Source organism: Pseudomonas baetica, from assembly GCF_019733355.1.
Lineage (GTDB): Bacteria > Pseudomonadota > Gammaproteobacteria > Pseudomonadales > Pseudomonadaceae > Aquipseudomonas > Aquipseudomonas baetica_A.
Map to the genome: position 1 here is coordinate 73,331 of NZ_JAIHLQ010000014.1, position 25,681 is coordinate 99,011.

21 protein-coding genes are annotated in these 25,681 nt (G+C 60.1%); 6 read left to right on the plus strand and 15 right to left on the minus strand.

The window, feature by feature from the left end; translation table 11 throughout:
- Positions 1 to 3 precede the first annotated feature (3 nt).
- The 3 genes from K5E40_RS14620 to K5E40_RS14630 all read left to right on the plus strand — a co-directional run bounded on the left by K5E40_RS14620 (position 4) and on the right by K5E40_RS14630 (position 6,252).
- On the plus strand, positions 4 to 3,168 hold the full coding sequence (locus tag K5E40_RS14620) for an efflux RND transporter permease subunit (RefSeq protein WP_221731402.1): 3,165 nt from the start codon (positions 4 to 6) through the stop codon (positions 3,166 to 3,168).
- A complete protein-coding gene (gene emhC / locus K5E40_RS14625; RefSeq protein WP_221731403.1) occupies positions 3,165 to 4,625 on the plus strand; it encodes an efflux RND transporter outer membrane subunit EmhC in 1,461 nt (486 codons plus the stop codon). Before K5E40_RS14620 ends, emhC begins: the two co-directional genes overlap by 4 nt.
- A 367-nt stretch (positions 4,626 to 4,992) precedes the next feature.
- Positions 4,993 to 6,252, plus strand: a complete 1,260-nt coding sequence (locus K5E40_RS14630) for an OprD family porin (protein ID WP_221731404.1) — start codon at positions 4,993 to 4,995, stop codon at positions 6,250 to 6,252.
- Positions 6,253 to 6,305: 53 nt separating this feature from the next.
- Here K5E40_RS14630 and pcaC read toward each other — a convergent pair whose 3' ends face one another.
- The 11 genes from pcaC to pcaR all read right to left on the minus strand — a co-directional run bounded on the left by pcaC (position 6,306) and on the right by pcaR (position 17,250).
- Positions 6,306 to 6,698, minus strand: a complete 393-nt coding sequence (gene pcaC / locus K5E40_RS14635; protein ID WP_136492108.1) for a 4-carboxymuconolactone decarboxylase — start codon at positions 6,696 to 6,698, stop codon at positions 6,306 to 6,308.
- A 10-nt stretch (positions 6,699 to 6,708) separates the two neighbouring features.
- Entirely contained in the window at positions 6,709 to 7,500 is a 792-nt protein-coding gene (gene pcaD, locus K5E40_RS14640) for a 3-oxoadipate enol-lactonase (protein ID WP_221731405.1), read from the minus strand.
- Between the two features lie 11 nt (positions 7,501 to 7,511).
- The gene (locus K5E40_RS14645; RefSeq protein ID WP_221731406.1) at positions 7,512 to 8,876 is read right to left on the minus strand and encodes a 3-carboxy-cis,cis-muconate cycloisomerase; all 1,365 of its coding nucleotides are present in this window, start codon (positions 8,874 to 8,876) and stop codon (positions 7,512 to 7,514) included.
- A 45-nt stretch (positions 8,877 to 8,921) separates the two neighbouring features.
- Positions 8,922 to 10,217 (minus strand): MFS family transporter, encoded by a 1,296-nt coding sequence (locus K5E40_RS14650; protein ID WP_221731407.1) that lies wholly within the window; start codon positions 10,215 to 10,217, stop codon positions 8,922 to 8,924.
- 113 nt (positions 10,218 to 10,330) lie between these two features.
- Positions 10,331 to 10,897 carry a protocatechuate 3,4-dioxygenase subunit alpha gene (pcaG, locus tag K5E40_RS14655; protein WP_221731408.1) on the minus strand — a complete coding sequence of 189 codons (567 nt, stop codon included), beginning with the start codon at positions 10,895 to 10,897 and terminating at the stop codon, positions 10,331 to 10,333.
- Position 10,898: 1 nt separating this feature from the next.
- Complete coding sequence (pcaH, locus tag K5E40_RS14660) at positions 10,899 to 11,603, minus strand: protocatechuate 3,4-dioxygenase subunit beta (protein ID WP_221731409.1); 705 nt, start codon at positions 11,601 to 11,603, stop codon at positions 10,899 to 10,901.
- Positions 11,604 to 11,639: 36 nt separating this feature from the next.
- Positions 11,640 to 12,845 (minus strand): 3-oxoadipyl-CoA thiolase, encoded by a 1,206-nt coding sequence (gene pcaF / locus K5E40_RS14665; RefSeq protein ID WP_221731410.1) that lies wholly within the window; start codon positions 12,843 to 12,845, stop codon positions 11,640 to 11,642.
- The gene (locus tag K5E40_RS14670) at positions 12,842 to 13,624 is read right to left on the minus strand and encodes a CoA-transferase subunit beta (RefSeq protein WP_221731475.1); all 783 of its coding nucleotides are present in this window, start codon (positions 13,622 to 13,624) and stop codon (positions 12,842 to 12,844) included. Before K5E40_RS14670 ends, pcaF begins: the two co-directional genes overlap by 4 nt.
- Positions 13,621 to 14,478, minus strand: coding sequence for a CoA transferase subunit A (locus tag K5E40_RS14675; protein ID WP_221731411.1), 858 nt, complete (start codon positions 14,476 to 14,478; stop codon positions 13,621 to 13,623). Before K5E40_RS14675 ends, K5E40_RS14670 begins: the two co-directional genes overlap by 4 nt.
- Positions 14,479 to 14,766: 288 nt before the next feature.
- Entirely contained in the window at positions 14,767 to 16,113 is a 1,347-nt protein-coding gene (locus K5E40_RS14680) for an MFS transporter (RefSeq protein WP_221731412.1), read from the minus strand.
- Between the two features lie 294 nt (positions 16,114 to 16,407).
- Positions 16,408 to 17,250, minus strand: coding sequence for a pca regulon transcriptional regulator PcaR (gene pcaR / locus K5E40_RS14685; protein ID WP_221731413.1), 843 nt, complete (start codon positions 17,248 to 17,250; stop codon positions 16,408 to 16,410).
- Between the two features lie 650 nt (positions 17,251 to 17,900).
- On the opposite strand from pcaR, the gene K5E40_RS14690 reads away from it, so the two are divergent.
- Both K5E40_RS14690 and K5E40_RS14695 read left to right on the plus strand, forming a co-directional pair.
- Positions 17,901 to 18,101, plus strand: coding sequence for a hypothetical protein (locus tag K5E40_RS14690; protein ID WP_221731414.1), 201 nt, complete (start codon positions 17,901 to 17,903; stop codon positions 18,099 to 18,101).
- A gap of 375 nt (positions 18,102 to 18,476) precedes the next feature.
- A complete protein-coding gene (locus K5E40_RS14695) occupies positions 18,477 to 19,952 on the plus strand; it encodes an inorganic phosphate transporter (protein WP_221731415.1) in 1,476 nt (491 codons plus the stop codon).
- 239 nt (positions 19,953 to 20,191) lie between these two features.
- On the opposite strand, the gene ccoM is transcribed toward K5E40_RS14695, so the two are convergent.
- From ccoM to K5E40_RS14705, 3 genes are all read right to left on the minus strand, one after another.
- A complete protein-coding gene (ccoM, locus tag K5E40_RS35415) occupies positions 20,192 to 20,305 on the minus strand; it encodes a cytochrome c oxidase subunit CcoM (protein WP_003222396.1) in 114 nt (37 codons plus the stop codon).
- A 146-nt stretch (positions 20,306 to 20,451) separates the two neighbouring features.
- On the minus strand, positions 20,452 to 20,613 hold the full coding sequence (locus K5E40_RS14700; protein WP_187679436.1) for a hypothetical protein: 162 nt from the start codon (positions 20,611 to 20,613) through the stop codon (positions 20,452 to 20,454).
- Positions 20,614 to 20,706: 93 nt separating this feature from the next.
- On the minus strand, positions 20,707 to 21,048 hold the full coding sequence (locus K5E40_RS14705; RefSeq protein ID WP_221731416.1) for an aspartate-semialdehyde dehydrogenase: 342 nt from the start codon (positions 21,046 to 21,048) through the stop codon (positions 20,707 to 20,709).
- Between the two features lie 230 nt (positions 21,049 to 21,278).
- Between K5E40_RS14705 and rapA the strand changes: the two genes are divergently transcribed.
- Entirely contained in the window at positions 21,279 to 24,125 is a 2,847-nt protein-coding gene (gene rapA / locus K5E40_RS14710) for an RNA polymerase-associated protein RapA (protein ID WP_221731417.1), read from the plus strand.
- Positions 24,126 to 24,279: 154 nt separating this feature from the next.
- Here the strand turns inward: rapA and K5E40_RS14715 are convergent, their stop codons facing one another.
- Positions 24,280 to 25,629, minus strand: a complete 1,350-nt coding sequence (locus K5E40_RS14715; RefSeq protein ID WP_221731418.1) for an MFS transporter — start codon at positions 25,627 to 25,629, stop codon at positions 24,280 to 24,282.
- Between the last annotated feature and the right edge of the window lie 52 nt (positions 25,630 to 25,681).

The following is a 25,681-nucleotide window of genomic DNA, read 5'->3' on the forward strand; positions in this document are numbered from 1 at the left end:
CCCATGTCAAAATTCTTCATCGACCGTCCGATTTTCGCTTGGGTAATTGCCCTGGTGATCATGCTGGTCGGGGCACTATCGATCCTCAAGTTGCCGATCAACCAGTACCCGAGCATTGCGCCACCGGCCATTGCGATCTCCGTGACCTACCCGGGCGCTTCGGCGCAAACCGTGCAGGACACCGTGGTTCAGGTGATCGAGCAACAGCTCAACGGTATCGACAACCTGCGTTATGTGTCGTCGGAAAGTAACTCCGACGGCAGCATGACCATCACCGCGACCTTCGAGCAAGGCACCAACTCCGACACCGCGCAGGTGCAGGTTCAGAACAAGCTGAACCTCGCGACTCCGCTGTTGCCGCAAGAAGTGCAGCAACAAGGTATCCGTGTGACCAAGGCAGTGAAAAACTTCCTGCTGGTGATCGGCGTCGTGTCGCGTGACGGCAGCATGTCCAAGGACGACCTGTCCAACTACATCGTGTCGAACATGCAGGATCCGATCTCGCGGACCGCCGGTGTCGGTGACTTCCAGGTCTTCGGTGCCCAGTACGCGATGCGGATCTGGCTTGACCCGGCCAAGTTGAACAACTTCAACCTAACGCCAGTCGACGTGAAAACCGCCATCGCGGCGCAGAACGTTCAGGTCTCGTCCGGTCAGCTCGGCGGCTTGCCGGCCGTGCAAGGTCAGCAACTGAACGCAACGATCATCGGCAAGACCCGTCTGCAAACCGCCGAGCAGTTCAAGGAAATCCTGCTCAAGGTCAACAAGGACGGCTCTCAGGTTCGCTTGAAAGACGTCGCCGACGTCGGGCTCGGTGGTGAAAACTACGCGATCAGCGCCCAGTTCAATGGCAGCCCGGCTTCCGGTCTGGCAGTGAAACTGGCCAACGGCGCCAACGCCCTGGACACGGCCAAGGCCCTGCGCACTACCATCGACGGCCTCAAGCCGTTCTTCCCGCCAGGCATGGAAGTGGTATTCCCGTACGACACTACCCCGGTGGTGACTGAATCGATCAAAGGCGTGGTCCACACGCTGGTCGAAGCAGTGGTGCTGGTGTTCCTGGTGATGTTCCTGTTCCTGCAAAACTTCCGCGCCACGATCATCACTACCATGACGGTGCCGGTAGTATTGCTCGGTACGTTCGGTATCCTCGCCGCCGCCGGTTTCAGCATCAACACCCTGACGATGTTCGGTATGGTGCTGGCCATCGGTTTGCTGGTGGACGACGCCATCGTCGTGGTGGAAAACGTCGAGCGGGTGATGGCGGAAGAAGGCCTGTCACCGAAGGAAGCGACCAAGAAGTCCATGGGCCAGATCCAGGGCGCACTGGTCGGTATCGCGCTGGTACTGTCGGCGGTATTGCTGCCGATGGCATTCTTCGGTGGTTCGACCGGGGTAATCTACAAGCAGTTCTCGATCACCATCGTCTCGGCCATGGGCCTGTCGGTGCTGGTAGCTTTGATCTTCACCCCGGCGCTTTGCGCGACCATGCTCAAACCGATTCCTCATGGTGAGCATGGCACGCCGAAAAAAGGCTTCTTCGGCTGGTTCAACCGCAACTTCGACCGCAGCGTCAAAAGCTACGAGCGCGGCGTCGGCAACATCTTGAGTCAGAAGGTCCCGTACTTGCTGGCCTACGCGCTGATTCTGATCGGCATGATCTGGCTGTTCATGCGTATTCCTTCGTCCTTTCTGCCGGAAGAAGATCAGGGCGTACTGTTCGCTCAAGTGCAAACCCCGGCCGGCTCCAGTGCCCAGCGCACTCAGGTGGTCGTGGATGAAATGCGTGAGTACCTGCTGCGTCCGACCAAGGACGGCGGTGAAGGTGACACGGTTGCCTCGGTGTTCACCGTGACCGGCTTCAACTTCGCCGGCCGTGGTCAGAGCTCAGGTATGGCGTTCATCATGCTCAAGCCATGGGACGAACGTGACGCCGAGAACAGCGTGTTCAAACTGGCGGCTCGCGCCCAGCAGCATTTCTTTACCTTCCGTGACGCGATGGTGTTCGCCTTCGCCCCGCCGGCGGTATTGGAATTGGGTAACGCCACCGGTTTCGACGTGTTCCTGCAGGACCGCGCCGGTATCGGTCATGAAAAACTGATGGAGGCACGCAACCAGTTCCTCGGGATGGCGGCGCAGAGCAAGGTGCTGTCGCAGGTGCGCCCGAACGGTCTGAATGACGAGCCACAGTTCCAGCTGGAAATCGACGACGAGAAGGCCAGTGCCCTCGGCATTACCATCAGCGACATCAACAACACCTTGTCGATTGCCTTGGGCAGTAGCTACGTCAACGACTTCATCGACCGCGGTCGCGTGAAAAAGGTGTACGTGCAAGGTCAGCCGGATTCGCGCATGAACCCGGAAGACTTGAAAAAGTGGTACGTACGCAACGCCAGCGGCAGCATGGTTCCGTTCTCGGCATTCGCCAAGGGCGAGTGGATCTACGGCTCGCCCAAGCTCTCGCGCTATAACGGCGTAGAGGCGGTGGAAATCCTTGGTGCCCCGGCTCCGGGTTACTCCACAGGTGAAGCCATGGCTGAAGTCGAGGCCATCGCCGCGAAACTGCCGAAAGGCGTGGGCATCTCCTGGACCGGTCTGTCCTATGAAGAGCGTCTGGCAGGGTCGCAAGCCCCTGCACTGTTCGCGTTGTCGCTGTTGATGGTGTTCCTGTGTCTGGCGGCACTCTACGAGAGCTGGTCGATTCCGATCGCAGTCGTGCTCGTGGTGCCGTTGGGGATCATTGGTGCTCTGCTCGCGACCAGTCTGCGCGGCCTGTCCAACGACGTGTACTTCCTGGTGGGCCTGTTGACGACCATCGGTCTGGCGGCGAAAAACGCCATTCTGATTGTTGAATTCGCCAAGGAGCTGCACGAACAGGGCGCCAGCCTGCGCGACGCAGCCATCGAGGCTTGCCGCATGCGTCTGCGTCCGATCATCATGACCTCGCTGGCGTTTATCCTCGGCGTGGTACCTCTGGCGATTTCCAGCGGCGCAGGTTCAGGTAGCCAACACGCAATCGGTACGGTGGTAATCGGCGGTATGCTCACGGCCACGATCCTGGCGATCTTCTGGGTTCCACTGTTCTTCGTCACCGTGTCGTCCATTGGCCAGCGCAAAAACGCCGGCAAGGATGACGCCAAAGAAACTCCTAAAGAGGCTGGCCAATGAGCAAGTCGCTACTCTCCCTCGCCGTCGCGGCCTTCGTGCTGAGCGGTTGCTCGCTGATACCTGATTATCAGCAGCCTGAAGCACCGGTTGCAGGCCAATACCCTCAGGGCCCGGCGTATTCGCCGGCCCAGGCACCGGCGCAAGCCGCTGCCGAGCAGGGCTGGAAGCAGTTTTTCCACGACCCTGCCCTGCAACAGCTGATCCAGGTATCGCTGGAAAACAACCGCGACCTGCGTGTTGCGGCGCTGAACATCGATGCCTATGCGGCTCAATACCGCATCCAGCGTGCCGACCTGTTCCCGGCCGTTTCGGCCAATGCCAGCGGCAGCCGTCAGCGGGTTCCGGCGCGGGCTTCGCAGACCGGTGAAGCGGGCATCACCAGCTCCTACTCCGCCACTGTCGGCATCAGCGCCTACGAGCTCGACCTGTTCGGTCGGGTTCGCAGCCTGGGCGAACAAGCGCTGCAACAATACTTCGCCACCGAAGAAGCGCGCCGCAGCACCCAGATCAGTCTGGTCGCCAGCGTCGCCAATGCGTATATGACCTGGCAGGCCGACAAGGAACTGCTCAAGCTGACACAAGACACCCTGGGTGCCTTCGAAGAAAGCTACAAGCTGACCAGCCGCAGCAATGAAGTCGGTGTCGCTTCGGCACTGGATCTGGCTCAGTCGCGTACCTCGGTGGAAAATGCCCGTGCCCAATTGGCGCGTTATACCCGTCAGGTCGCGCAGGACGAAAACAGCCTGACTCTGCTGCTCGGCACCGGTATCCCGGCCAATCTGCAAGCGGCCAAACCGCTGGCCGACGACCTGCTCAGCGACGTACCGCCCGGTCTGCCTTCGGATCTGCTGCAACGTCGTCCGGACATCATGCAAGCCGAGTACAACCTGAAGGCCGCCAACGCCAACATCGGCGCAGCGCGCGCAGCGTTCTTCCCGAGCATCAGCCTGACCGCCAACGCGGGCAGCCTGAGCCCGGATCTGTCCGGCCTGTTCAAGGGCGGTTCCGGTACGTGGCTGTTCCAGCCGCAGATCAACCTGCCGATCTTCAACGCCGGCAGTCTGCGCGCCAGCCTCGACTACGCCAAGATCCAAAAGGACATTGGCGTGGCGAACTACGAGAAGGCGATTCAAACCGGCTTCCAGGAAGTCGCCGATGGCCTGGCCGCCCGCCAGACCTACACCGATCAGTTGCAAGCGCAGCGTGACTTTGTGCAGGCCAACCAGGATTACTACCGCCTGGCCGAGCGTCGTTATCGCATCGGCGTCGACAGCAACCTGACCTTCCTCGATGCCCAGCGTCAGTTGTTCAGCGCGCAACAGTCGCTGATCACCGATCGCCTTGCGCAACTGACCAGTGCGGTCAACCTGTACAAGGCTCTCGGCGGTGGCTGGAATGCGCAAACCGCGCAGAACGAACCGCTGAAAGAAGAAGCACCGAAGATGAAGCTGTTCTGATCATCTGATGGACACAAGGAGCCCACCGTTTGGTGGGCTTTTTGTTGTCTGGCAGAACGTGATGTTGTCGGCACTGGCCTCATCGGTGGTTTGCCAGCGATGAGGCCCTCAGCTCACCACAAAATCGCGAACAATCTTGCGTTCGATAATCGCCCAAAACCCGCTTTCCCCGATTGAAACCCCGCCTCCGCGCCCCGCACCATTCGCTCCACAAAACCAATAACAACAGGTTCGACACCATGCCCCCGCGCCCTGCCCTTTCCGGCTGATCGCCTTCGCTTCGTCTCCCCAATTGCATTCCATATCTGCACCCCGAAAGCGGCGGCAGCGCCCCCGTTCGACTACAAAAACCAGAGAGATCCAATCCATGACAGCTTCCCCTGCGCCTTACGTATTTCCTGGCCTGATCGCCTTGGCCCTGGTCGGCGCCGCGCTGCCCGCTGCGGCTGAAGAAGCCGGATTTGTTGAAGGCGCCAAGGTCAACCTGAACCTGCGCAACTTCTACATCAACCGCAACTTCACCAACCCGACCAAGGCTCAGGGCAAGGCTGAAGAGTGGACACAAAGCTTCATCCTTGACGCCAAATCCGGCTTCACTCAAGGCACCGTCGGTTTCGGCATGGACGTGCTGGGCCTGTATTCGGTGAAGCTCGATGGCGGTAAAGGCACTGGCGGTACGCAGTTGCTGCCGCTGGATCATGACGGCCGCCCGGCGGACAACTTCGGGCGCACCAACGTGGCGTTCAAAGCGAAGTTTTCCCAGACAGAAGTGAAAGTCGGCGAGTGGATGCCGGTGTTGCCGATCCTGCGTTCGGACGACGGTCGCTCACTGCCGCAAACCTTCCGTGGCGGGCAGATCACCTCGAAGGAAATCGACGGCCTGACACTCTACGGCGGCCAGTTCCGCGCCAACAGCCCGCGCGACGACAGCAGCATGAGCGACATGTCGATGTCCGGCAAAGCGGCGTTCACCTCCGATCGATTCAACTTCCAGGGCGGCGAATATGTGTTCAATGAAAAACGCACACAAATCGGTCTGTGGAATGCCGAACTCAAGGACATCTACAGCCAGCAATACATCAACCTGATCCACAGCCAGCCGCTGGGCGACTGGACCTTGGGCGCCAACCTCGGTTTCTTCTACGGCAAGGACGACGGTAGCGCCCGCGCTGGCGATCTGGACAACAAGACCTGGTCGGGTCTGTTCTCAGCCAAATACGGCGGCAACACCTTCTACGTCGGCTTGCAAAAACTCACCGGCGACAGCGCGTGGATGCGGGTCAACGGCACCAGCGGCGGCACCTTGGCCAACGACAGCTACAACGCCAGTTATGACAATGCTCAGGAACGCTCCTGGCAACTGCGCCACGACTACAACTTCGCGGCTCTCGGCGTCCCGGGCCTGACCCTGATGAACCGCTACATCAGCGGCGACAATGTGCATACCGCGACCACCACCGATGGCAAGGAATGGGGACGTGAATCGGAACTGGGTTACACCGTACAAAGCGGTGCGCTCAAGGACATGAACGTCAAGTGGCGCAACTCGACCATTCGCCGCGACTTCAGCAACAACGAGTTCGACGAGAACCGTTTGATCGTCAGCTATCCGATCAGCTTGCTGTAACCGCACGCCTGCTCCCCCAGTTGATCGTTTTTCAACTCGGGGAGCAGGCTAGATCACTCTCGGGATTCAACACCCAGTTCATCCCAAACCGATTCGGCCAGATGGAACGTCGCATTCGCCGCAGGAATCCCGCAATAGATCGCGCTCTGCATGATCACTTCCTTGATCTCGTCACGGCTCACGCCGTTATTGGCTGCGGCCCTGAGGTGCAGTTTCAACTCACCTTCGCGGTTCATGCCGATCAGCATGGCGATGGTGATCAGGCTGCGGGTATGGCGAGGCAACCCCGGACGCGTCCAGATATCACCCCAGGCGTGGCGAGTGATCATCTCCTGGAACTCCGAGTTGAACTCGGTCAGCGTGGTCAGGCTCCGATCAACGTGAGCATCACCCAGCACCGCACGGCGCACTTGCATGCCTTCGTCGTAACGTTGTTTCTCGTCCACAAAAACGTCCTCAGTTAGCCTGCAAAAAATCCAACACGCGATCACTGAAATCCGCACCGGCCTGTACGTTGGACAAATGCGCCGCGTAGAACTCGGCGTACTCGGCCCCACGTACATGCTCCTGAATGAAACGCCCGCCAGACGGCGGCGTGACAGCATCTTCAGTGCCGGCGATCACCAGCAACGGCACAGTGATCGAGGCGATCTGATCACGAAAATCGGCATCACGTACCGCCGCACAATTGGCCGCGTAGCCTTCAGGTGAAGTGGCCGCGAGCATGTCGGTAATCTGCTGGGCCGCTGCCGGCTGGGCCGCGGAAAAATCCGGGGTAAACCAACGGGCAATCGAGGCATCACGCAGGGCGACCATCGCTGCCGCGCCGTCACGCAATACGGTTTCGATGCGCGGGTTCCACACCGCTGGCTCGCCGATTTTCGCAGCGGTGTTGCACACGATCAGCGTGTGCAAACGGTGCCCGGCGTTGATCCCCAGCCACTGGCCGATCAAGCCGCCCATCGACAGACCGCAGAAATGCGCGCGCTCGATGTGCAGCGCATCCAGCAGCGCCAGCACGTCGCGGCCCAGTTGCTCGATGCTGTACGGCCCTGGCGTCACCAGCGATTGGCCGTGGCCACGGGTGTCGAACCGCAGCACGCGAAAATGCTCGGTGAACGCCGGCATTTGCGCGTCCCACATGTGCAGGTCAGTGCCCAGCGAGTTGGACAGCACCAGCACCGGCGCATCGACCGGGCCTTCAATGTTGTAGTGCAGTTCGCCATCGGCGAGTTGAACGAAAGCCACAGCCCTCTCCTTCAGACAGTCAAAGCGTTGTGTTCGGCCACCGCCCGTTCGACCCAGACGTGTGCCTGTCCGAGGTAATGGGCGGGGTTGAGTAAGTGATCCAGTTCAGCATTGTTCAGTTGGGCGGTAACCTTTGCCTCGTCACCGAGCACGGCACGCAGATGCCGTTGCTCGGCCACTGCACGTTTGCAACATTGTTCGAGCAAGTGATGCGCGGTGTCGCGACCGACCCGTTGCGCCAGGACGATACTGACCGCTTCGGCCAACACCAGCCCTTGAGTCAATTGGAGGTTACGGGCCATGCGTGCGGCGTCCACTTCCAGGCCGTCAGCGAGCAATCGCGCCTGTTGCAGTGATCCCGAAACGAGGCAACAGATCTCGGGCAGGGTTTCCCATTCGGCATGCCACAGACCGAGGCTACGCTCGTGCTCCTGGGGCATGGCACTGAACAATGTCGAAACCAGGCCCGGCACCCGCGTCGCCGCGCCGATCAGCACCGCCGCCCCGACCGGGTTGCGCTTGTGCGGCATGGTCGAAGAACCGCCCTTACCCGGCGCCGAGGGTTCGAAAACTTCCGCCGCTTCGGTCTGCATCAACAGGCTGATGTCGCGCCCGAACTTGCCGAGGCTGCCGGCGATCAATCCAAGTACCGCGCCGAACTCCACCACGCGATCGCGCTGGGTGTGCCACGGCTGTTCCGGCATGGTCAGTTGCAGTTCTTCGGCCAAGGCTTGGGCAATCGGCAAGGCCTGTTCACCGAGCGCTGCGAGTGTCCCCGACGCGCCGCCGAATTGCAGCACCAGCAAACGTGGTTTGAGTTCGCGCAGACGTTGACGACTGCGCGTGACAGCGCCCAGCCATCCAGCGATCTTCATGCCGAGGGTCACCGGCGTCGCGTGTTGCAACCAGGTACGCCCGGCCAGCGGTGTTGCGGCGTAACGTTGTGCCTGGATCGCCAGCGAGTTCGCCAGTTGTGCCAGATCACGTTCGATCAACGCCAGCGCCTGACGCAATTGCAGTACCAGCCCGGAATCCATTACGTCCTGACTGGTGGCGCCCAAATGCACATAACGCTCGGCCTCGGCATCCGTTGCGGCGATCTGCTTGCCCAACGCCTTGACCAATGGAATCGCCGAGTTGCCCGCCGTGGCGATCGCCTCGCCCAACGCGGCGAAGTCATAGAGCCCGGCGTTGCAGGCGTTTTCAATGGGTGAAACAGCACTCGTCGGAATCAACCCCACACGCGCTTCGGCCCGGGCCAGTGCCGCTTCGAAGTCGAGCATCGCCTGCACACGGCCCTGATCGCAGAACACTTCGCGCATATCGTGGGCAGTGAAATAGGCATCGAACAATTGATTGCCCGGTCGCTGAGTCATAGAAGTCCTTGCTGGCGCGGGCCACATTGGCCCCCGCGTTTCGGGTTAGAGGTCGTGGTGCAAATATTTAGCCTGTTTCGGCAAGCGCAGGCTGAACAGGAAGGCCACCGCCATCATCAGCGTAACGTACCAGTAGAAGGCGTTTTCCATGCCGCCGGCCTTGAGGCTCAAAGCCACGAATTCCGCCGAGCCGCCGAAGATCGCGTTCGCCACCGCATACGCCAGGCCAACGCCGAGGGCGCGCACCTCGGGCGGGAACATTTCAGCTTTCACCAGACCGCTGATCGAGGTGTAGAAACTCACGACGGCCAATGCCAACGTGATCAGCACAAAGGCCAGGAATGGGCTACTGACGCTTTTGAGCGTCAGCAGGATCGGCACGGTCAACAGCGTACCGAGGGCGCCGAACCACAGCATCGAATGACGTCGGCCGATCTTGTCGGCGAGCATGCCGAACAGCGGCTGCATGCACATATACAAGAACAGCGCGCCGGTCATGATGTAGCTGGCGGTCTTGGCGTGCATGCCAGCAGTGTTCACCAGGTACTTCTGCATGTAAGTGGTGAACGTGTAGAAAATCAGCGAACCACCCGCGGTGTAACCCAGCACAGTAATGAACGCCGCTTTGTGGTCACGGAACAACGCGGTGATGCTGCCGGCGTCCTTGTTTTCACGCATTTCCTTGCTGCTGGTTTCTTTCAGCGAACGTCGCAGCAGCAAGGAAATCACCGCCGCCGCCGCGCCGACCACAAACGGAATCCGCCAGCCGTAAGCACGCAGGTCTTCTTCAGTCAGGAACTGTTGCAGGATCACCACCAGCGACACCGCCAACAATTGCCCGCCAATCAACGTCACATACTGGAACGAGGCGAAAAACCCGCGCTGCCCCTTGAGCGCCACTTCGCTCATGTACGTCGCCGTGGTGCCGTACTCGCCGCCCACCGACAGACCTTGCAGCAACCGCGCGAACAACAGCAGCAACGGCGCCCATACGCCGATGGTGTTATAGGTCGGCAGACAGGCGATGAGCAACGAGCCGAAGCACATCATCAGTACCGAGATCATCATCGAGGCCTTGCGGCCCTTCTTGTCCGCCAGGCGACCGAAGATCCAGCCACCAATCGGTCGCATCAGAAACCCGGCGGCGAACACGCCCGCGGTGTTGACCAACTGCACCGTGGGGTTGTCGGAGGGGAAAAACGCCGGGGCGAAATAGATCGCGCAAAAGGCGTAGACGTAGAAGTCGAACCATTCGACAAGGTTGCCGGACGAGGCACCGACGATGGCGAAGATACGCTTGCTGCGCTCTTCGCCGGTGTAATGGGAAGTGGTGGTTGTCATTGTTTTTCACTCAATAGGGACAGTGAGAGTCTAGACATACTTTGCAACACTCCCGTTCCACGGAGATATCCGTCCCCTGCAGAGCGCGGGGACGACCCGCGGGGAGGCGTTCTTCAATAATCGAAGAACACCGTCTCGGCATCAGTGCCCTGCAGAACCACATTCCACTGATACACACCCGCCGCATCCGGCTTGGCCAGCAATGTCCGACGGCGCTCGGCCGGTACGCATTCGAGCAGCGGATCATTCACGTTCGCCGGATCGCCCTCGAAGTAAATCCGCGTCAGCAAGTGCTTCACCAACCCGCGAGCAAACACCAACACCACCAGATGCGGCGCCTGGGTCGAGCCCTTCAAACCCTCGACTGTGCCCGGTTTGATCGTGGTGAAACGAAAGCGTCCTTCGGCATCCACCGGAACGCGACCGAAACCTTCGAAGTGCGGGTCCAGCGGTTTGTCTTGTTCGTCTTCCGGGTGGTCGTATTTGCCGGCGGCATTGGCTTGCCAGACTTCAAGCATGGCGTCGTTGACGATGTCGCCGTTGCCATCGACGACTTGCCCGGTGATCGCCACACGCTCGCCGAGGGTTTGTTCGACAGCCAGGTGTTCGCGGTTCAGCCAGGTCAGGCCGATGTGGTAATACGGCCCGACGGTGTGGGACGTGGTTGCAGTCAGGGGCATTTTATTTCTCCATCGGCGTGGCTTCACGGCCGCGCAGCACGATGTCCCAGCGGTAACCGAGAGCATAGGAAGGAATGGTTTTTTCCAGATCGAAAGCAGCGATCAGACGCTCCTTGGCCCAAGTGTCCGGTACGCAGTTGTAGATCGGGTCGTAAGCCAGCAACGGGTCACCGGGGAAATACATCTGCGTCACCAGCCGGGTGAGGATGCTCGGCCCGAACAGCGAGAAATGGATGTGCGCCGGACGCCAGGCATTGTGGTGGTTGCCCCACGGATAGGCGCCGGGCTTGATGGTCTGGAACTGGTACCAGCCATCGGCGTCGGTCACGGTGCGGCCGGTGCCAGTGAAATTCGGGTCCAGCGGTGCGTCGTGCAGGTCGCGCGGGTGGTTGTAGCGACCGGCCGCGTTGGCCTGCCAGATCTCCACCAGAATCCCCGGCACCGGCAGACCGTTTTCATCCAGGACACGGCCGTGGATGATGATGCGCTCGCCCTGCGGTTCGCCGCTGTGCTGCGCAGTCAGATCGTTGTCGGTTTCAGCCACACGCTCGGCACCGATGGTCGGCCCAGTGATCTCCGACAGCGAATGCGGCAGATGCACCAAAGGCTTGGATGGCGAGCGCAAATTGGTCGATTGATAGGTCGGGTGCAGGTACTCAGGCTGGGTGCCTTCCTGCGGGCGACGGTAACCAGGCTTGTCAGTCATTTCGCTTTCCTCAGTTCTTGTTCTTGCCGCTGTGCGTCAAACGCGTTCGATGGCCAGGGCCAGACCCTGTCCGACACCGACGCACATGGTGGCCAGACCTTTCTTGCCACCGGTCTTTTCCAGGTGATGCAACGCGGTCAGCACCAGGCGCGCACCGCTCATGCCCAACGGGTGCCCCAGGGCAATCGCCCCACCATTGGGGTTAACTTGCGGCGCATCGTCCGCCAGCCCCAGTTCACGCAGCACCGCCAAACCTTGGCTGGCGAACGCTTCGTTGAGTTCGATCACGTCGAAATCGCTGACCGCCACGCCGAGGCGCTCGATCAGTTTGCGCACCGCCGGCACCGGGCCGATGCCCATCACGCGTGGCGCGACACCGGCGCTGGCCATGCCCAGCACTTTGGCGCGGGCAGTCAGGCCATGTTTTTTCACGGCTTGAGCCGAGGCCAGAATCAACGCCGCGGCGCCGTCGTTAACGCCCGAGGCATTGCCGGCGGTGACGGTTTTGCCCACGCCGTTGACCGGTTTCAGTTTGGCCAGAGCTTCGATTGTGGTGTCGGCGCGCGGGTGTTCGTCCTGACTGACCACGGTTTCACCCTTCTTGTGGGCGATCCGCACTTCGACGATTTCTTCAGCGAAGTAGCCGGCGGCCTGTGCGGCGGCAGTCCGTTGCTGGCTGCGCAGGGCGAAAGCGTCCTGATCCTCGCGCGACACTTTATAGTCGTCGGCGACGTTATCAGCGGTCTGCGGCATCGCATCGACGCCGTACTGAGCGTTCATCAAAGGGTTGATGAAACGCCAGCCAATCGTGGTGTCTTCCAGTTTCATGTTGCGAGAGAACGCCGCGTCGGCCTTGCCCATCACGAACGGCGCGCGGGACATCGACTCGACGCCGCCGGCAATCGCCAACTCCATCTCACCGCTGGCGATGGCGCGGAACGCCGTACCCACCGCATCCATACCCGAAGCGCAGAGACGATTGAGCGTTACGCCCGGAACGGTTTCCGGCAAGCCAGCCAGCAGCAGCGCCATACGTGCGACGTTACGGTTATCTTCGCCGGCCTGGTTGGCGCAGCCGAGGAATACCTCGTCGATCGCGCTCCAGTCCACAGACGGATTGCGCTCCATCAGCGCCTTGATCGGCACGGCGGCGAGATCATCGGCACGCACGGCAGACAGACCACCGCCGAAACGGCCGATGGGCGTACGAATCGCATCGCAGATATACACATCACGCATCATGCTTCTCCCGGTGCCTGGCCATGGGCGGCGGCGGTGCGCGCTTCGAGATCGCGCAGCGCGGTCAGTTCGACGTCAGTCGGTGCCGCAGTCGTTTCAACGTCGTCGGCAAACCGGATCGCCCAACCAGTGGCGGCAACCACTTGTTCGCGGGTGACGCCCGGATGCAGCGCGGTGACCACGAACTCGTGAGTCCCCGCTTCCGGCTCCATGATGCACAGGTCGGTAATGATGCCCACCGGTCCGGCACCCGGCAGGCCCAGACGCTTGCGTGAATCGCCACCCTCGCCATGACCGACCGAGGTGATGAAGTCGAGCTTGTCGACAAACGAACGCGCCGACTGTTTAAGGATGATCAATACACTCTTCGCCGAGCCGGCAATTTCCGGCGCGCCACCGGCACCCGGCAAGCGCACTTTCGGTGCGTGATAATCGCCGACCACCGTGGTGTTGATGTTGCCGAAACGGTCCACTTGCGCGGCGCCGAGAAAACCGACGTCGATGCGCCCGCCCTGCAACCAGTAGCGAAAAATCTCACCGGTCGGTACGACGGTGTCAGCGGTTTCCGCCAACTCACCGTCACCGATGGACAGCGGCAACACACTGGGCTTGGCGCCAATCGGGCCCGATTCGTAAATCAGCACCACGTCCGGCGATGACGTCAGGCGCGCCAGGTTCGCAGCTTTCGACGGCAGGCCGATGCCGACGAAGCACACCGAACCGTTCTTCAAGCGACGGGCCGCCGCGACGGTCATCATTTCGTTGGTGGAGTACGTCATTATTTGGCCTCCGAAGCAGCGGCCAACTTGGCCTGGAACTCGCTGAAGTCAGCGCAGCCATGGATGTATTCGTTGATCCATGCGGTAAACGTCTCACGGTCACGGGCAATCGGATCCCACGCCTGATAGAAACGATTGTCGCGTTCGGTGTAACCGTGGGCGTAGGACGGATGCGCACCGCCCGGTACGTGGCAAACCGCGCTCAGGGCCCAGGCCGGCAGGACACAGGCGTTCATCGGAGCCTTGAGGTCGTCGACGATTTCTTCCACGGTGACGATGCAGCGTTTGGCGGCCAGTGCCGCTTCTTTCTGCACACCGAGAATGCCCCACAACAGAACGTTGCCTTGGCGGTCGGCTTTCTGCGCATGGATCACGGTGACGTCCGGGCGTACCGCAGGGACCGCCGCCAGCACTTCCCCGGTGAACGGGCAAGTGACGGACTTGATCAGTGGATTGACCTTCGGCAGGTCTGAACCGGCGTAAGCCCGCAGCACCGCGAACGGCAGGCCGGAGGCGCCAGCCACGTAAGCATTGGCCAGGTCGGCGTGGCTGTGTTCTTCGATTTCCAGCGGGTGCGGCCACTGCTTCTCGACCGCGTCGCGCAGACGGTGCAGCGAACCCACACCCGGGTTACCGCCCCAGGAGAAAATCAGCTTGCGTGCACAACCGGCGCCGATCAGTTGGTCGTAGATCAGGTCAGGCGTCATCCGCACCAGCGTCAGATCTTTCTTGCCCTGACGAATGATTTCATGACCCGCTGCCGTAGGGATCAGGTGAGTGAAGCCTTCGAGCGCGACCGTGTCGCCGTCGTTGACGAATTGCTTCACCGCGTCGTGCAGCGAAAGGATCTCAGCCATGGAGCGGGCTCCTGTTTTTGTAATGAATCGCCAGTGATAAAAAGGCGCGAGGTTCAGCGCCGGAGTCACTGCAGATTAAGCCTGGGAAAATCGCCAAACAATCCGATAATCGACTGAGTGTTCGTTTATCGAACAGATTGTTACCACCCTAACAATCGACAGCAAAAGCTTCGTCGGAACGCCGCCCGGCGCAAACCCGCTCCCACATTTTGAAATGCATTTCAATGTGGGAAAGGGCTTGCCCGCGAAGGGGCCAGAACATTCAACAAATGTTCTTCCCCTTTAAACTCAAGTCGCATCCGCGTGGCTGACTATCCCTTTGATCACCACAGCCGCCGCCGCCAACGCCGCCGGAATCACCAACGCCGTCAAAACCTGCTCAAAGTTCCAGCCCAGCCCCAACAGCGTCGCGCCCATCCAGGCCCCGAGAATCGCGCCAAACCGACCAATCCCCAGCATCCACGACACCCCGGTCGCCCGCCCTTGAGTCGGATAGAACCGTGCCGCCAGCGAAGGCATTGCCGATTGCGCACCGTTCACGCACATCCCCGCCACCAGCACCAGCGTCGCCAGTAGCGTGATGTTGCCCAGGCTCTGCCCTACCGCGTAGGCAAACACGCCGGCCAACAGGTAGAACGTGCCGATGACCTTGTGCGGATTGAACCGATCCATCGCCCATCCCACAGCGACCGCGCTCAACACTCCGCCGAACTGGAACAACGCGCCAATGAACGCTGCCTGCTCCATGCTCGCGCCACTGTCACGCATCAGCGTCGGCAGCCAACTGGTCAGCAGGTAAACGATGACCAGGCCCATGAAGTAGGTCAGCCACAGCAGCAGCGTACCGGTGCTGTAGGTGCCAGAGAAAATCACCGCGAACACGTTGCGTGCCTTGACGGTTTTCTGTTCCGGCACGCTGAAGCTTGAGGCCTGGGCGACGACGACAGGATCAATCGGTGCCAAGGTCTTGCGCACCTTGTCGGTGCCACGGTTACGCACCACCAGATAACGTGCCGACTCCGGCAGCCAGAACAGCAGTACGACGGCGAGGATCAGCGGCAGAATCCCGCCGATCAGCAACAGGCTGTGCCAGCCGAACGCTGGAATCAGCTTCGCCGAAATGAATCCACCGCCAGCCATACCAAGGTTGAAGCCGCAGAACATGCTGGTCACCAGCAGCGACTTCTTGCGCTCCGGGGTGTATTCCGAGAGCAGCGTGGTGGCGTTGGGCATCCCGGCGCCAAGACCCAGGCCGGTCAAAAAGCGCAGCACCAGCAGTTGGTCGAGATTACTGCTGTACGCCGACGCGAGGCTGAATGCACCGAACAGCAGGACCGCGCCCACCAGTACGACTTTTCGCCCAAAACGGTCAGCCAACGGGCCGGAACCGAGGGCGCCAAACACCATGCCGATCAATGCAGCGCTCATCACCGGGCCGAGGCTGGCGCGGTCGATGCCCCAGTCCTGGGACAACGCCGGGGCAATGAAGCCCATCGCGGCGGTATCGAGACCATCGAGGAACACAATCAGAAAACACAGGATCACCACCCGCCATTGGTAGCGCGAGATCGGTTGGGCATTGATGAAGGTCTGCACGTCGAGGCATTGACCTACAGCGGACTGAGGCTGGTTCATTATTTTTATTCCACGCAAAAAACGCAGTCGAACGGGGGCCGGCCAGAGAGCGGCACGGTCACAAGAATAGAAGGTGTGAATCAGGCGTTGCGGTGAACCCGGCAACACGGGCTAAAGCTTTGACAGTCGGGGAACGTGCACATGGGGAGTTGCCTCTTGTCATTATTATGGGGGTCGGCAGTCCGGCGAGGCCATTGACGTCAGCGCCGGATGACGCTGCCGCGACATTAATGATCCGAGGGTTTTAGCGTCAATTCGATAAACGCAACACTGTGCGTTTATCGAACAGCTTCATCAGGCGAACAACTGCGCACTGAGGTCGCGACTGGCACTGAGCAGGCCTGGCAGGAAGCGCTGTTCCAGCTCGCTGCGGCTGACGCGGCCGGCGTGGGTACTGACGTTGAGCGCCGCCACCACTTGGCCCGATGCGTCGTAGACCGGCACCGCTATCGAACGCAGCCCTTGCTCCAGTTCCTGGTCGACGATGCACCAGCCCTGCTGCCGCACTTCTTGCAGGCATTCGAGCAACGCCTCGGGCGTGTGAATCGTGCGGCTGGTCTTGGCCACCAGTTCGGCGTGGTCGAGGTATTCACCCAAGGTCGTGTCGTCCAGCGCGGCCAGCAGAATGCGGCCCATTGAAGTGCAATAGGCCGGCAGGCGCCCGCCCACTGACAAATCCACCGAAATCAGCCGTTGAGTCGTCGCCGAACGGGCGATGTAGAGAATGTCGTCGCCCTCGAGCGTGGCCATGTTGCAGGCTTCGTGCAGTTGCTCGCTCATACGGTCGAGGTAAGGCTGAGCCGAGACGGCGAGCGGCGTCGAGGACAGATAAGCGTGGCCGAGGGTCAGCACTTTCGGCAGCAACGAGTAGGTACGGCCATCGGTGGTGGCGTAGCCGAGCTTGATCAAGGTGTGCAGGCAACGGCGTACGGCAGCACGGGGAATTTCCGTGCGGTGGCTGATCTGAGCGATGGTCAGGTGCCGCTTGCGCTCCTGAAACGCCTGCACCACGGCCAGGCCTCGGGCCAGCGAGGTCATGAAATCCGGATCGCCCGTCAACGCCTGGATCCGCTTGGCCGGCGAGGCGACGATCGGCGGCGCCACGGAGGTGAAGGAGTTACGCATTTGATCGTTCATTTCAGGTCCTTTATCCGGCTCGGATCAGTGGCTATACAAACGGCTCGCGGGCTAATACACAAGCAACGCCCCTCAAGATCGGGCGATTATCGAACCGCCGACCGATAATCGCAACAAACCCACAGGCCCGCATCACCGCTTGATCCGCTCGCCCAACTTCGCTGACACACTGAATCGCCCCCTTAGTTGATCGAGTAAATGGCGCCAAAAACAGAACGCGTGGCAAATAACGATTTACCTGCACTTCAACTAGCGACAAAAGTTGCGAGTAACAAAACAATCACACATCCAGAACCGTTTTTAACTTGGCAAAGATAGTCATTCCTGAATCGGCCGCTATAATGCACCCCAGTGAGGCCGCGATTTTTTAATCAGCAAGGTCGCCACTGGCTTTCGCGATATCCATCGTCGTCAGCCCCAGCCAGCGCTTGACGCTCATTATTCATGCAACGCCAGCGCTCGCTGAAACAGGAAACTGATGCTGCGTCAGTTTTAATCTGGTGCCGTAGCCGCCTGTAACACGGAAGTCTTGATCGCCCTGCCGATGCCACCAATGCCTGTTCAGGCGTGGCGCGCTCGACGGGTCTGTTCAATTGATTCGTTGCAGTGCGTTTCACCAGATATTTATCTCAACTCAAACAGGTAGCACTGTGACGAAAGACGAACTGCGCGCGGAACTTGAGCGCCAGGAACAACGTTACAAGGAAGTTTACGGCGGGGAAGTCACCACCTACGCCGCTCAGCCCGAACCGGAGCGCAAGCCTTGGCGTAAGCGCGCCACCGTTCAGGATCAGGTCTTCAAGCAAGAGATTGAAAAGATCGAAAAGGAACTCAAAGCCGAAGAGCCATGAGCCACGGGTTTTGATTATTTCGAAGGTCGTGCGCGCACCGGCTACAAGCGCGGTGTATCGACGATGCCTTGCGCGCCCGCTATCCGCGGGCAGCGGCAGCTATGCACCGCCCTAAAGGCCAATGGCATGCTTCAGACAGGTTTCAGAGATATTTCAGACAAGCGTTTGAGCCAGCGACACTGCCTGAAAAACGCTCACCTTCAGTGGTTTTTCTCAATAAAACCAATAGATTAAAAAACCCTGCGTAACGCTGGGTTTTAACGCTCTGCAACAAATTAAATCGAAGAAGAATGTTACCAATGAGCAGGTAGGGCATCGATTTCGAGACTTTTCTGGCATAATCGCGCCCCCTTACGACCGGGTCAGAAAACCTTCATGATCGATTTATTCAGCGGACTGGATGCTTGGGTGCTTGTGAGCCTCTTGCTCGCCCTGACGTTTGTCCTCGCCTTCGAGTTCATCAATGGATTTCATGACACCGCTAACGCGGTAGCCACTGTTATCTACACCAAAGCCATGCCGCCTCACCTGGCGGTGTTCTTTTCCGGTGTGTTCAATTTCCTCGGCGTGCTGCTGGGCGGCGTTGGCGTGGCGTATGCCATTGTTCACTTGCTGCCGGTTGAACTGCTGATCAATGTGAACACGGGCCATGGCCTGGCAATGGTGTTCTCCTTGCTCGCCGCGGCCATCGCCTGGAACCTTGGCACCTGGTACTTCGGTATTCCCGCCTCCAGTTCCCACACCTTGATCGGTTCGATTCTCGGTGTCGGCCTCGCCAACGCCCTGATCAACGATATTCCGTTGGCCGACGGGGTTAACTGGCAGAAAGCGATCGATATCGGCGCCTCGCTGGTGTTCTCGCCAATGGCCGGTTTCCTGGTTGCAGGCCTGGTGCTGGTTGGCCTGAAATGGTGGCGCCCGCTGTCGAAGATGCACAAGACACCGGAACAACGCCGCAAGATCGACGACAAGAAGCACCCGCCATTCTGGAATCGCCTGGTACTGGTGATGTCAGCCATGGCCATGAGCTTCGTGCACGGCTCCAACGATGGTCAGAAAGGCATCGGCCTGATCATGCTGGTCCTGATCGGTATCGTGCCTGCTCAGTTCGTACTCGACCTGAACAGCACCACTTACCAGATCGAACGTACCCGCGACGCCACCCTGCACCTGAGCCAGTTCTACCAGCGCAACGCCGAAACCCTCGGCGAGTTCCTGGCCCTGGGCAAAAGTGTCGAAGGCGACCTGCCGGAGAAATTCCGCTGCAACCCGCAGCAGACCGAACCGACCATCTCCGCCCTGCTCCACACCCTCAAGGGTGTAGCGGACTACCACTCCCTGCCGGCCGACAGCCGCATCGAAGTGCGTCGTTATCTGCTCTGCCTGGACGACACTGCGAAGAAAGTCGCCAAGCTGCCGGGCCTTCAGGCTCGCGAAAAAGCTGATCTGGACAAACTGCGTAAAGATCTGACCACCACCACCGAATACGCCCCGTTCTGGGTAATTCTGGCGGTCGCCATGGCCTTGGGTCTGGGCACCATGGTCGGCTGGAAGCGCGTGGTAAAAACCATCGGCGAGAAGATCGGCAAGCAAGGCATGACCTATGCACAGGGCATGTCAGCCCAGATCACCGCCGCAAGCATGATTGGCTTGGCCAACATCTTCAGCCTGCCGGTGTCCACCACCCACGTTCTGTCCTCGGGCGTGGCCGGTACCATGGTCGCCAACAAAAGCGGCCTGCAAGGCGGGACGGTTAAAACCATCCTGCTGGCATGGGTTCTGACCCTGCCGGCAACCGTGGCACTGTCGGCCGGATTGTTCTGGCTGGCGTCCAAGGTGCTGGGTAGCTGATAGACAGCAGAAAATGAAAAAGGCTCGATTCGAGAGGATCGCGCCTTTTTTGTTCATCTCGGGAAAAAGGTAACACTGGCAGAGATGGGGCGATTGGGCCGCCTCTTCGCGAGCAAGCCCACCTTTCAAAACGTATACACCGACCAAAGCATGGTTGGCCCGCAGGCCGCCAAGCACACAAAAAAAAGGGCAACCGAAGTCGCCCAAAATGCCTTGCGTGCTCATCAATCCAGAAGAACCTACTTCTTGCGTTTATTCGCATCCTTCCAGATAAAAAATCCAAACCCTGCAAAAAACAGAACCATGAGGCCCACTGTCAGGACTCCGGCAAACACCACGTTATCGAAAAACATGACTGGCCTCCTGGCCCCTGCTCTGCTGCGATGGAGCTAAGTTAACCAATCAGGCAGGCGCGGAAATTGACCGAGGTCAATGCCACTGAAGAAGAGGAGTAAAGGCGGGAAAATAACTGACCTGCATCAAAGGATGCAGGGGGAGATCAACGCTTTTTCGGTTTGTTTTTCGACTTTTTCTTGGCTTTTCCCAACGGCATGGCCTGTTCGAAGGCATTGCGCACTTCATTCAGACGCTTCTCGTTGAGGTCATGCACGCGTTTGGCGCGTTCGGTACTGAGGTCGATCAGCTTGTCGTCTTGGCTCATGGCGTTCGATGCATCGCTTGAAGAAAACACAACTGCCAGATCACCGGCAGGACTGCGTCAATAATGCAGCCTGACGTCAGCGCTGACCAGCCATCAGATCTCGATATCAACCCACATGCCCTGACGCGGCTGATCTTCCATCAGCGGCACCACCGGCACGGTGTTGTCGGCATTGAGTTCTGTGCCTGGCACGGCGAGATGTTCTTCGGGGTCTTCATCCGCTTCGCGGCGGCGACGCTCGCGCTCCTGCTGACGGCGCTGTTCCTCGCGCAATTGCAGCGCGGCCTCTTCCGGGTCGCGCTTTTGCAGGTCGATCGTGCTTTCGCTGGAGCTTTCCTGCACCGGCACCACCGGAGGAATGTCCGGGCGCTGGCGGATCGGGTCCTGCTGGGAAGTGATCGGCACAGCGCTCAGGGGGAGCATCGGTGGCAGCATATAGAGGGTCTCCTGTCAGCAGGCTATCGGCTTGAGCGATCATGGCTTGAGCCGTCGGTCGCAAACTTGTGACCGGATTGGCACTCACAGGTGCCCTGCCACTTCCTGAAACCGACGCATGGCCTAATCTTCCCTGAACACATAAAAGCTGGGCGCGGCTCCTAATCCTTTGGCCTCGGGGCCTCATTCCGTTAAGATAGCCCGCTTTTTCAAGGTGGGAGTCAGGCAGCATGGCGCAGCAGTATCAACCGGGGCAACGCTGGATCAGTGACAGCGAAGCAGAGCTTGGTTTAGGCACCGTTCTGGCACAGGACGGCCGCTTGTTGACCGTGCTTTACCCGGCCACTGGCGAAACCCGCCAGTACGCGCTACGGAATGCGCCCCTCACCCGCGTGCGGTTTTCGCCGGGTGACAGCATTACCCACTTCGAAGGCTGGAAGATGACCGTGCAGCAAGTCGACGATGTCGATGGGCTGATGGTCTATCAAGGCCTCAACGCGCAGAACGAAGCGGTAACACTGCCGGAAACCCAGCTGTCGAACTTCATTCAGTTCCGTCTGGCCAGCGACCGTCTGTTTGCCGGGCAGATCGACCCGCTGGCCTGGTTCTCCCTGCGCTACAACACCCTCGAACACACCAGCCGCCAGTTGCAATCTTCGCTCTGGGGCCTGGGCGGTGTGCGTGCGCAGCCGATCGCGCACCAGTTGCACATTGCCCGTGAAGTCGCCGACCGTATCGCGCCGCGGGTTTTGCTGGCGGACGAAGTGGGCCTGGGTAAAACCATCGAAGCCGGTCTGGTGATCCATCGCCAACTGCTCTCGGGCCGTGCCAACCGCGTGCTGATCCTGGTGCCGGAAAACCTCCAGCACCAGTGGCTGGTGGAAATGCGCCGCCGCTTCAACCTGCAAGTTGCACTGTTCGACGAAGAGCGTTTCATCGAAAGCGATGCCACCAACCCGTTCGAAGACACCCAACTGGCGCTGGTCGCGCTGGAATGGCTGGTCGACGACGAAAAGGCGCAGGACGCCTTGTTCGCCGCGGGTTGGGACTTGCTGGTCGTCGACGAAGCGCACCACCTGGTCTGGCACGAAGAAAAGGCCAGCCCCGAGTATTCGCTGGTCGAGCAATTGGCTGAAGTAATCCCGGGCGTGCTGCTGCTCACCGCCACTCCGGAACAACTCGGTCAGGACAGCCACTTCGCCCGTTTGCGCCTGCTTGATCCGAACCGTTTCCATGACCTGGCCGCATTCCGCGCCGAGAGCGAGAACTATCGCCCGGTGGCCGAAGCCGTGCAGGAACTGCTCGACAAAGGGCGCCTGTCGCCTGAAGCACACAAGACCATTCATGGTTTCCTCGGCAACGAAGGCGAAGCCCTGTTGACCGCAGTCAACGATGGCGACACCGAAGCCAGCGCTCGCCTCGTGCGTGAACTGCTTGACCGCCACGGCACCGGCCGCGTGCTGTTCCGTAACACCCGCGCCGCCGTGCAGGGGTTTCCGGAGCGCAAACTGCACCCGTACCCGCTACCGTGCCCGGACGAATATCTGGAACTGCCGCTGGGCGATCATGCCGAGTTGTACCCGGAAGTCAGCTTCCAGGCCCAGCCGGATGCCAGCGAAGAAGAACGCTGGTGGAAATTCGACCCGCGCGTCGAATGGCTGATCGATCAGCTGAAAATGCTCAAGCGCACCAAAGTGCTGGTGATCTGCGCCCACGCCGAAACCGCGATGGATCTGGAAGACGCCTTGCGCGTGCGCTCCGGCATCCCGGCCACGGTGTTCCATGAAGGCATGAACATCCTTGAGCGTGATCGCGCTGCCGCCTACTTCGCCGATGAAGAATTCGGCGCACAAGTGCTGATCTGCTCGGAAATCGGCAGTGAAGGTCGCAACTTCCAGTTCGCTCACCACCTTGTGCTGTTCGACCTGCCGTCGCACCCGGATCTTCTGGAACAGCGTATCGGTCGTCTCGACCGAATCGGCCAGAAGCACATCATCGAACTGCATGTGCCGTACCTGGAAACCAGCCCGCAAGAGCGCCTGTTTCAGTGGTACCACGAAGCGCTGAACGCGTTTCTCAACACCTGCCCGACCGGCAACGCCTTGCAGCACCAGTTCGGCTCGCGCCTGCTGCCGCTGCTCGAAGAAGCTGACGATAGCGAGTGGCAAGCGCTGATCGACGAAGCGCGTACCGAGCGCGAGCGTCTGGAAGAAGAGCTGCACACCGGTCGCGACCGTCTGCTGGAACTCAACTCCGGCGGTTCGGGCGAAGGCGATCAGTTGGTCGAGGACATCCTTGAGCAAGACGATCAGTTCGCCCTGCCGATCTACATGGAAACCCTGTTCGACGCGTTCGGCATCGACAGCGAAGACCATTCGGAAAACGCCCTGATCCTCAAGCCGAGCGAGAAGATGCTCGACGCCAGTTTCCCGCTGGGCGACGACGAAGGCGTGACCATCACTTACGACCGCAACCAGGCGCTGTCGCGTGAAGACATGCAGTTCATCACCTGGGAACACCCGATGGTGCAGGGCGGTATGGATCTGGTGTTGTCCGGTTCGATGGGCAACACCGCCGTCGCACTGATCAAGAACAAGGCGCTGAAACCGGGCACCGTGCTGCTGGAGCTGCTCTACGTCAGCGAAGTGGTTGCCCCGCGCTCGCTGCAACTGGGCCGTTACCTGCCGCCGGCCGCATTGCGCTGCCTGCTCGACGCCAACGGCAACGACCTGTCGGCACGCGTGTCGTTCGAAACCCTGAACGATCAGTTGGAGAGCGTGCCGCGTGCCAGCGCCAACAAGTTCATTCAGGCCCAGCGCGATCAACTGACACCACGGATCAACGCCGGTGAAGACAAGATCACCCCGCGTCACGCCGAACGCGTGGCCGAGGCTCGCCGCCGCCTGGCGGCCGACACCGACGAAGAACTGGCGCGCCTGACCGCGTTGCAAGCGGTCAACCCGACCGTGCGTGACAGCGAACTGGTTGCCTTGCGCGAGCAGCGTGAGCAGGGCCTGGCGATGCTGGATAAAGCGGCGTTGCGCCTGGAAGCGATCCGGGTGTTGGTAGCGGGTTAAACCGCCCCGCCCCACCGCTGAAAACAAGAAGGCCCGCAGTGATGCGGGCCTTTTTGTTTGGCGGGCAATTAACAGGGTGATGCTGTCGGCCTCTTCGCGAGCAAGCCCCACTTTGGAATGCATTTCAAATGGTGGGGCTTGCTCGCGAAAGCGATTATGCAGTCGCCACTGCTCCATCAGGTTCAACGACAGCCACCAACCCCTCCTTCATCCGCTTGGCATCGCGAACAAAACACCGAGAGGCCAAAAACAGAAACACCATCGTCAAAAACAGCGCCACCGGAATCAGGTACATGGCGTCATGCAAGCCAACGGCTTTATAAGCCTCGGTCATTTGCTCAGCACCCTCGGCCAACATCGCCGTGTGCGCGAAATGATCCGACAACCCGCCTACCACCACCGGTCCCAAACCACCGCCCAGCAGGTACAACCCGGCAAAGAACAACGCCATCGCCGTGGCCCGCAGGCGCGGTTCGACCACGTCCTGAATCGCCGTGTACACGCAAGTGTAGAAGTTGTAGGCAAACAGCCAACCGACACTGAACACCGCGACAAACACACCTATTTCGATTCGCCCGGCATGCAGTGCCCACGCCGTGCACAGCGTCGAGATGATCAGACTGAACCCCGCAAACAACAGTCGGCCACTGGCCACCCGCTGATGAATCTTGTCAGCGATCCAGCCGCCAAGCGTCAGGCCGATCCACCCGGTGACGCCGACGATCAATCCCGTCGCCACCGCCGCATCCTGCAATGGCATGAGGAAATAGCGCTGCAGCATCGGCACCAGAAACGAGTTACAGGCGTAAGTGGCGAAGTTGAAGCACAACCCGGCCATCACCAGCCACAGAAAAGTCGGAACCGCCAGAACGCGACGGATCGGCTTGTCGACCTTCTCTTGGGAAACCTGCACGGCTTCGGCAGCGCCGCGCTTGGGCTCCTTGATGAAAAACATGAAAATCGCGAGGATCAACCCCGGCACAGCAGCGATGAAGAACGGCGCCCGCCAGCTATCGAACGCCTTGACCATCGCGCCGATGGTGAAAAATGCCAACAGCAACCCCAGTGGCAGGCCCAGCATGAAGATGCCCATGGCCCGCGCCCGACGATGGGCCGGGAACAGGTCGCCAATCAGCGAGTTGGCCGCCGGCGCGTAACTCGCCTCGCCGATGCCGATACCCATGCGCACGATCAGGAAGCTCCAGAAACTGCCCACCAAGCCGTTGACGGCGGTCAACGCGCTCCACGTCGCCAAACCCCAGCCCATGAGTTTGCTACGCGAACCGGTGTCGGCCATGCGCCCTAAAGGCAGGCCGGCGACGGCATAAACGATGGTGAAGGCAGTGCCGATGATCCCCAACTGAAAATCGCTGAGGTGCCATTCCATGCGGATCGGCTCAATGATGATCGCCGGGATGGTGCGGTCGAAGAAGTTGAACAGGTTGGCGAGGAACAGCAGGAACAGAATGCGCCAGGCATTCGCCGCTTGGGTCGAGTTCTGCATGGGTCCGTCTCTTTATTGTTATAGGGCTTCACTGCCGACGCATCCGAGCCCG

What these genes read in the sequence shown, in the direction of transcription:
- pcaG (WP_221731408.1), bottom strand. Translation starts at nt 10,897, where the DNA reads ATGCCCCTGACTGCAACCACGTCCCACACCGTCGGGCCGTATTACCAC.
- emhC (WP_221731403.1), top strand. Translation starts at nt 3,165, where the DNA reads ATGAGCAAGTCGCTACTCTCCCTCGCCGTCGCGGCCTTCGTGCTGAGC.
- pcaH (WP_221731409.1), bottom strand. Translation starts at nt 11,603, where the DNA reads ATGACTGACAAGCCTGGTTACCGTCGCCCGCAGGAAGGCACCCAGCCT.
- K5E40_RS14645 (WP_221731406.1), bottom strand. Translation starts at nt 8,876, where the DNA reads ATGACTCAGCGACCGGGCAATCAATTGTTCGATGCCTATTTCACTGCC.
- K5E40_RS14630 (WP_221731404.1), top strand. Translation starts at nt 4,993, where the DNA reads ATGACAGCTTCCCCTGCGCCTTACGTATTTCCTGGCCTGATCGCCTTG.
- rapA (WP_221731417.1), top strand. Translation starts at nt 21,279, where the DNA reads ATGGCGCAGCAGTATCAACCGGGGCAACGCTGGATCAGTGACAGCGAA.
- K5E40_RS14700 (WP_187679436.1), bottom strand. Translation starts at nt 20,613, where the DNA reads ATGAGCCAAGACGACAAGCTGATCGACCTCAGTACCGAACGCGCCAAA.
- K5E40_RS14680 (WP_221731412.1), bottom strand. Translation starts at nt 16,113, where the DNA reads ATGAACCAGCCTCAGTCCGCTGTAGGTCAATGCCTCGACGTGCAGACC.
- pcaF (WP_221731410.1), bottom strand. Translation starts at nt 12,845, where the DNA reads ATGATGCGTGATGTGTATATCTGCGATGCGATTCGTACGCCCATCGGC.
- pcaR (WP_221731413.1), bottom strand. Translation starts at nt 17,250, where the DNA reads ATGAACGATCAAATGCGTAACTCCTTCACCTCCGTGGCGCCGCCGATC.
- ccoM (WP_003222396.1), bottom strand. Translation starts at nt 20,305, where the DNA reads ATGTTTTTCGATAACGTGGTGTTTGCCGGAGTCCTGACAGTGGGCCTC.
- K5E40_RS14650 (WP_221731407.1), bottom strand. Translation starts at nt 10,217, where the DNA reads ATGACAACCACCACTTCCCATTACACCGGCGAAGAGCGCAGCAAGCGT.
- K5E40_RS14620 (WP_221731402.1), top strand. Translation starts at nt 4, where the DNA reads ATGTCAAAATTCTTCATCGACCGTCCGATTTTCGCTTGGGTAATTGCC.
- K5E40_RS14715 (WP_221731418.1), bottom strand. Translation starts at nt 25,629, where the DNA reads ATGCAGAACTCGACCCAAGCGGCGAATGCCTGGCGCATTCTGTTCCTG.
- K5E40_RS14695 (WP_221731415.1), top strand. Translation starts at nt 18,477, where the DNA reads ATGATCGATTTATTCAGCGGACTGGATGCTTGGGTGCTTGTGAGCCTC.
- K5E40_RS14675 (WP_221731411.1), bottom strand. Translation starts at nt 14,478, where the DNA reads ATGGCTGAGATCCTTTCGCTGCACGACGCGGTGAAGCAATTCGTCAAC.
- K5E40_RS14705 (WP_221731416.1), bottom strand. Translation starts at nt 21,048, where the DNA reads ATGCTGCCACCGATGCTCCCCCTGAGCGCTGTGCCGATCACTTCCCAG.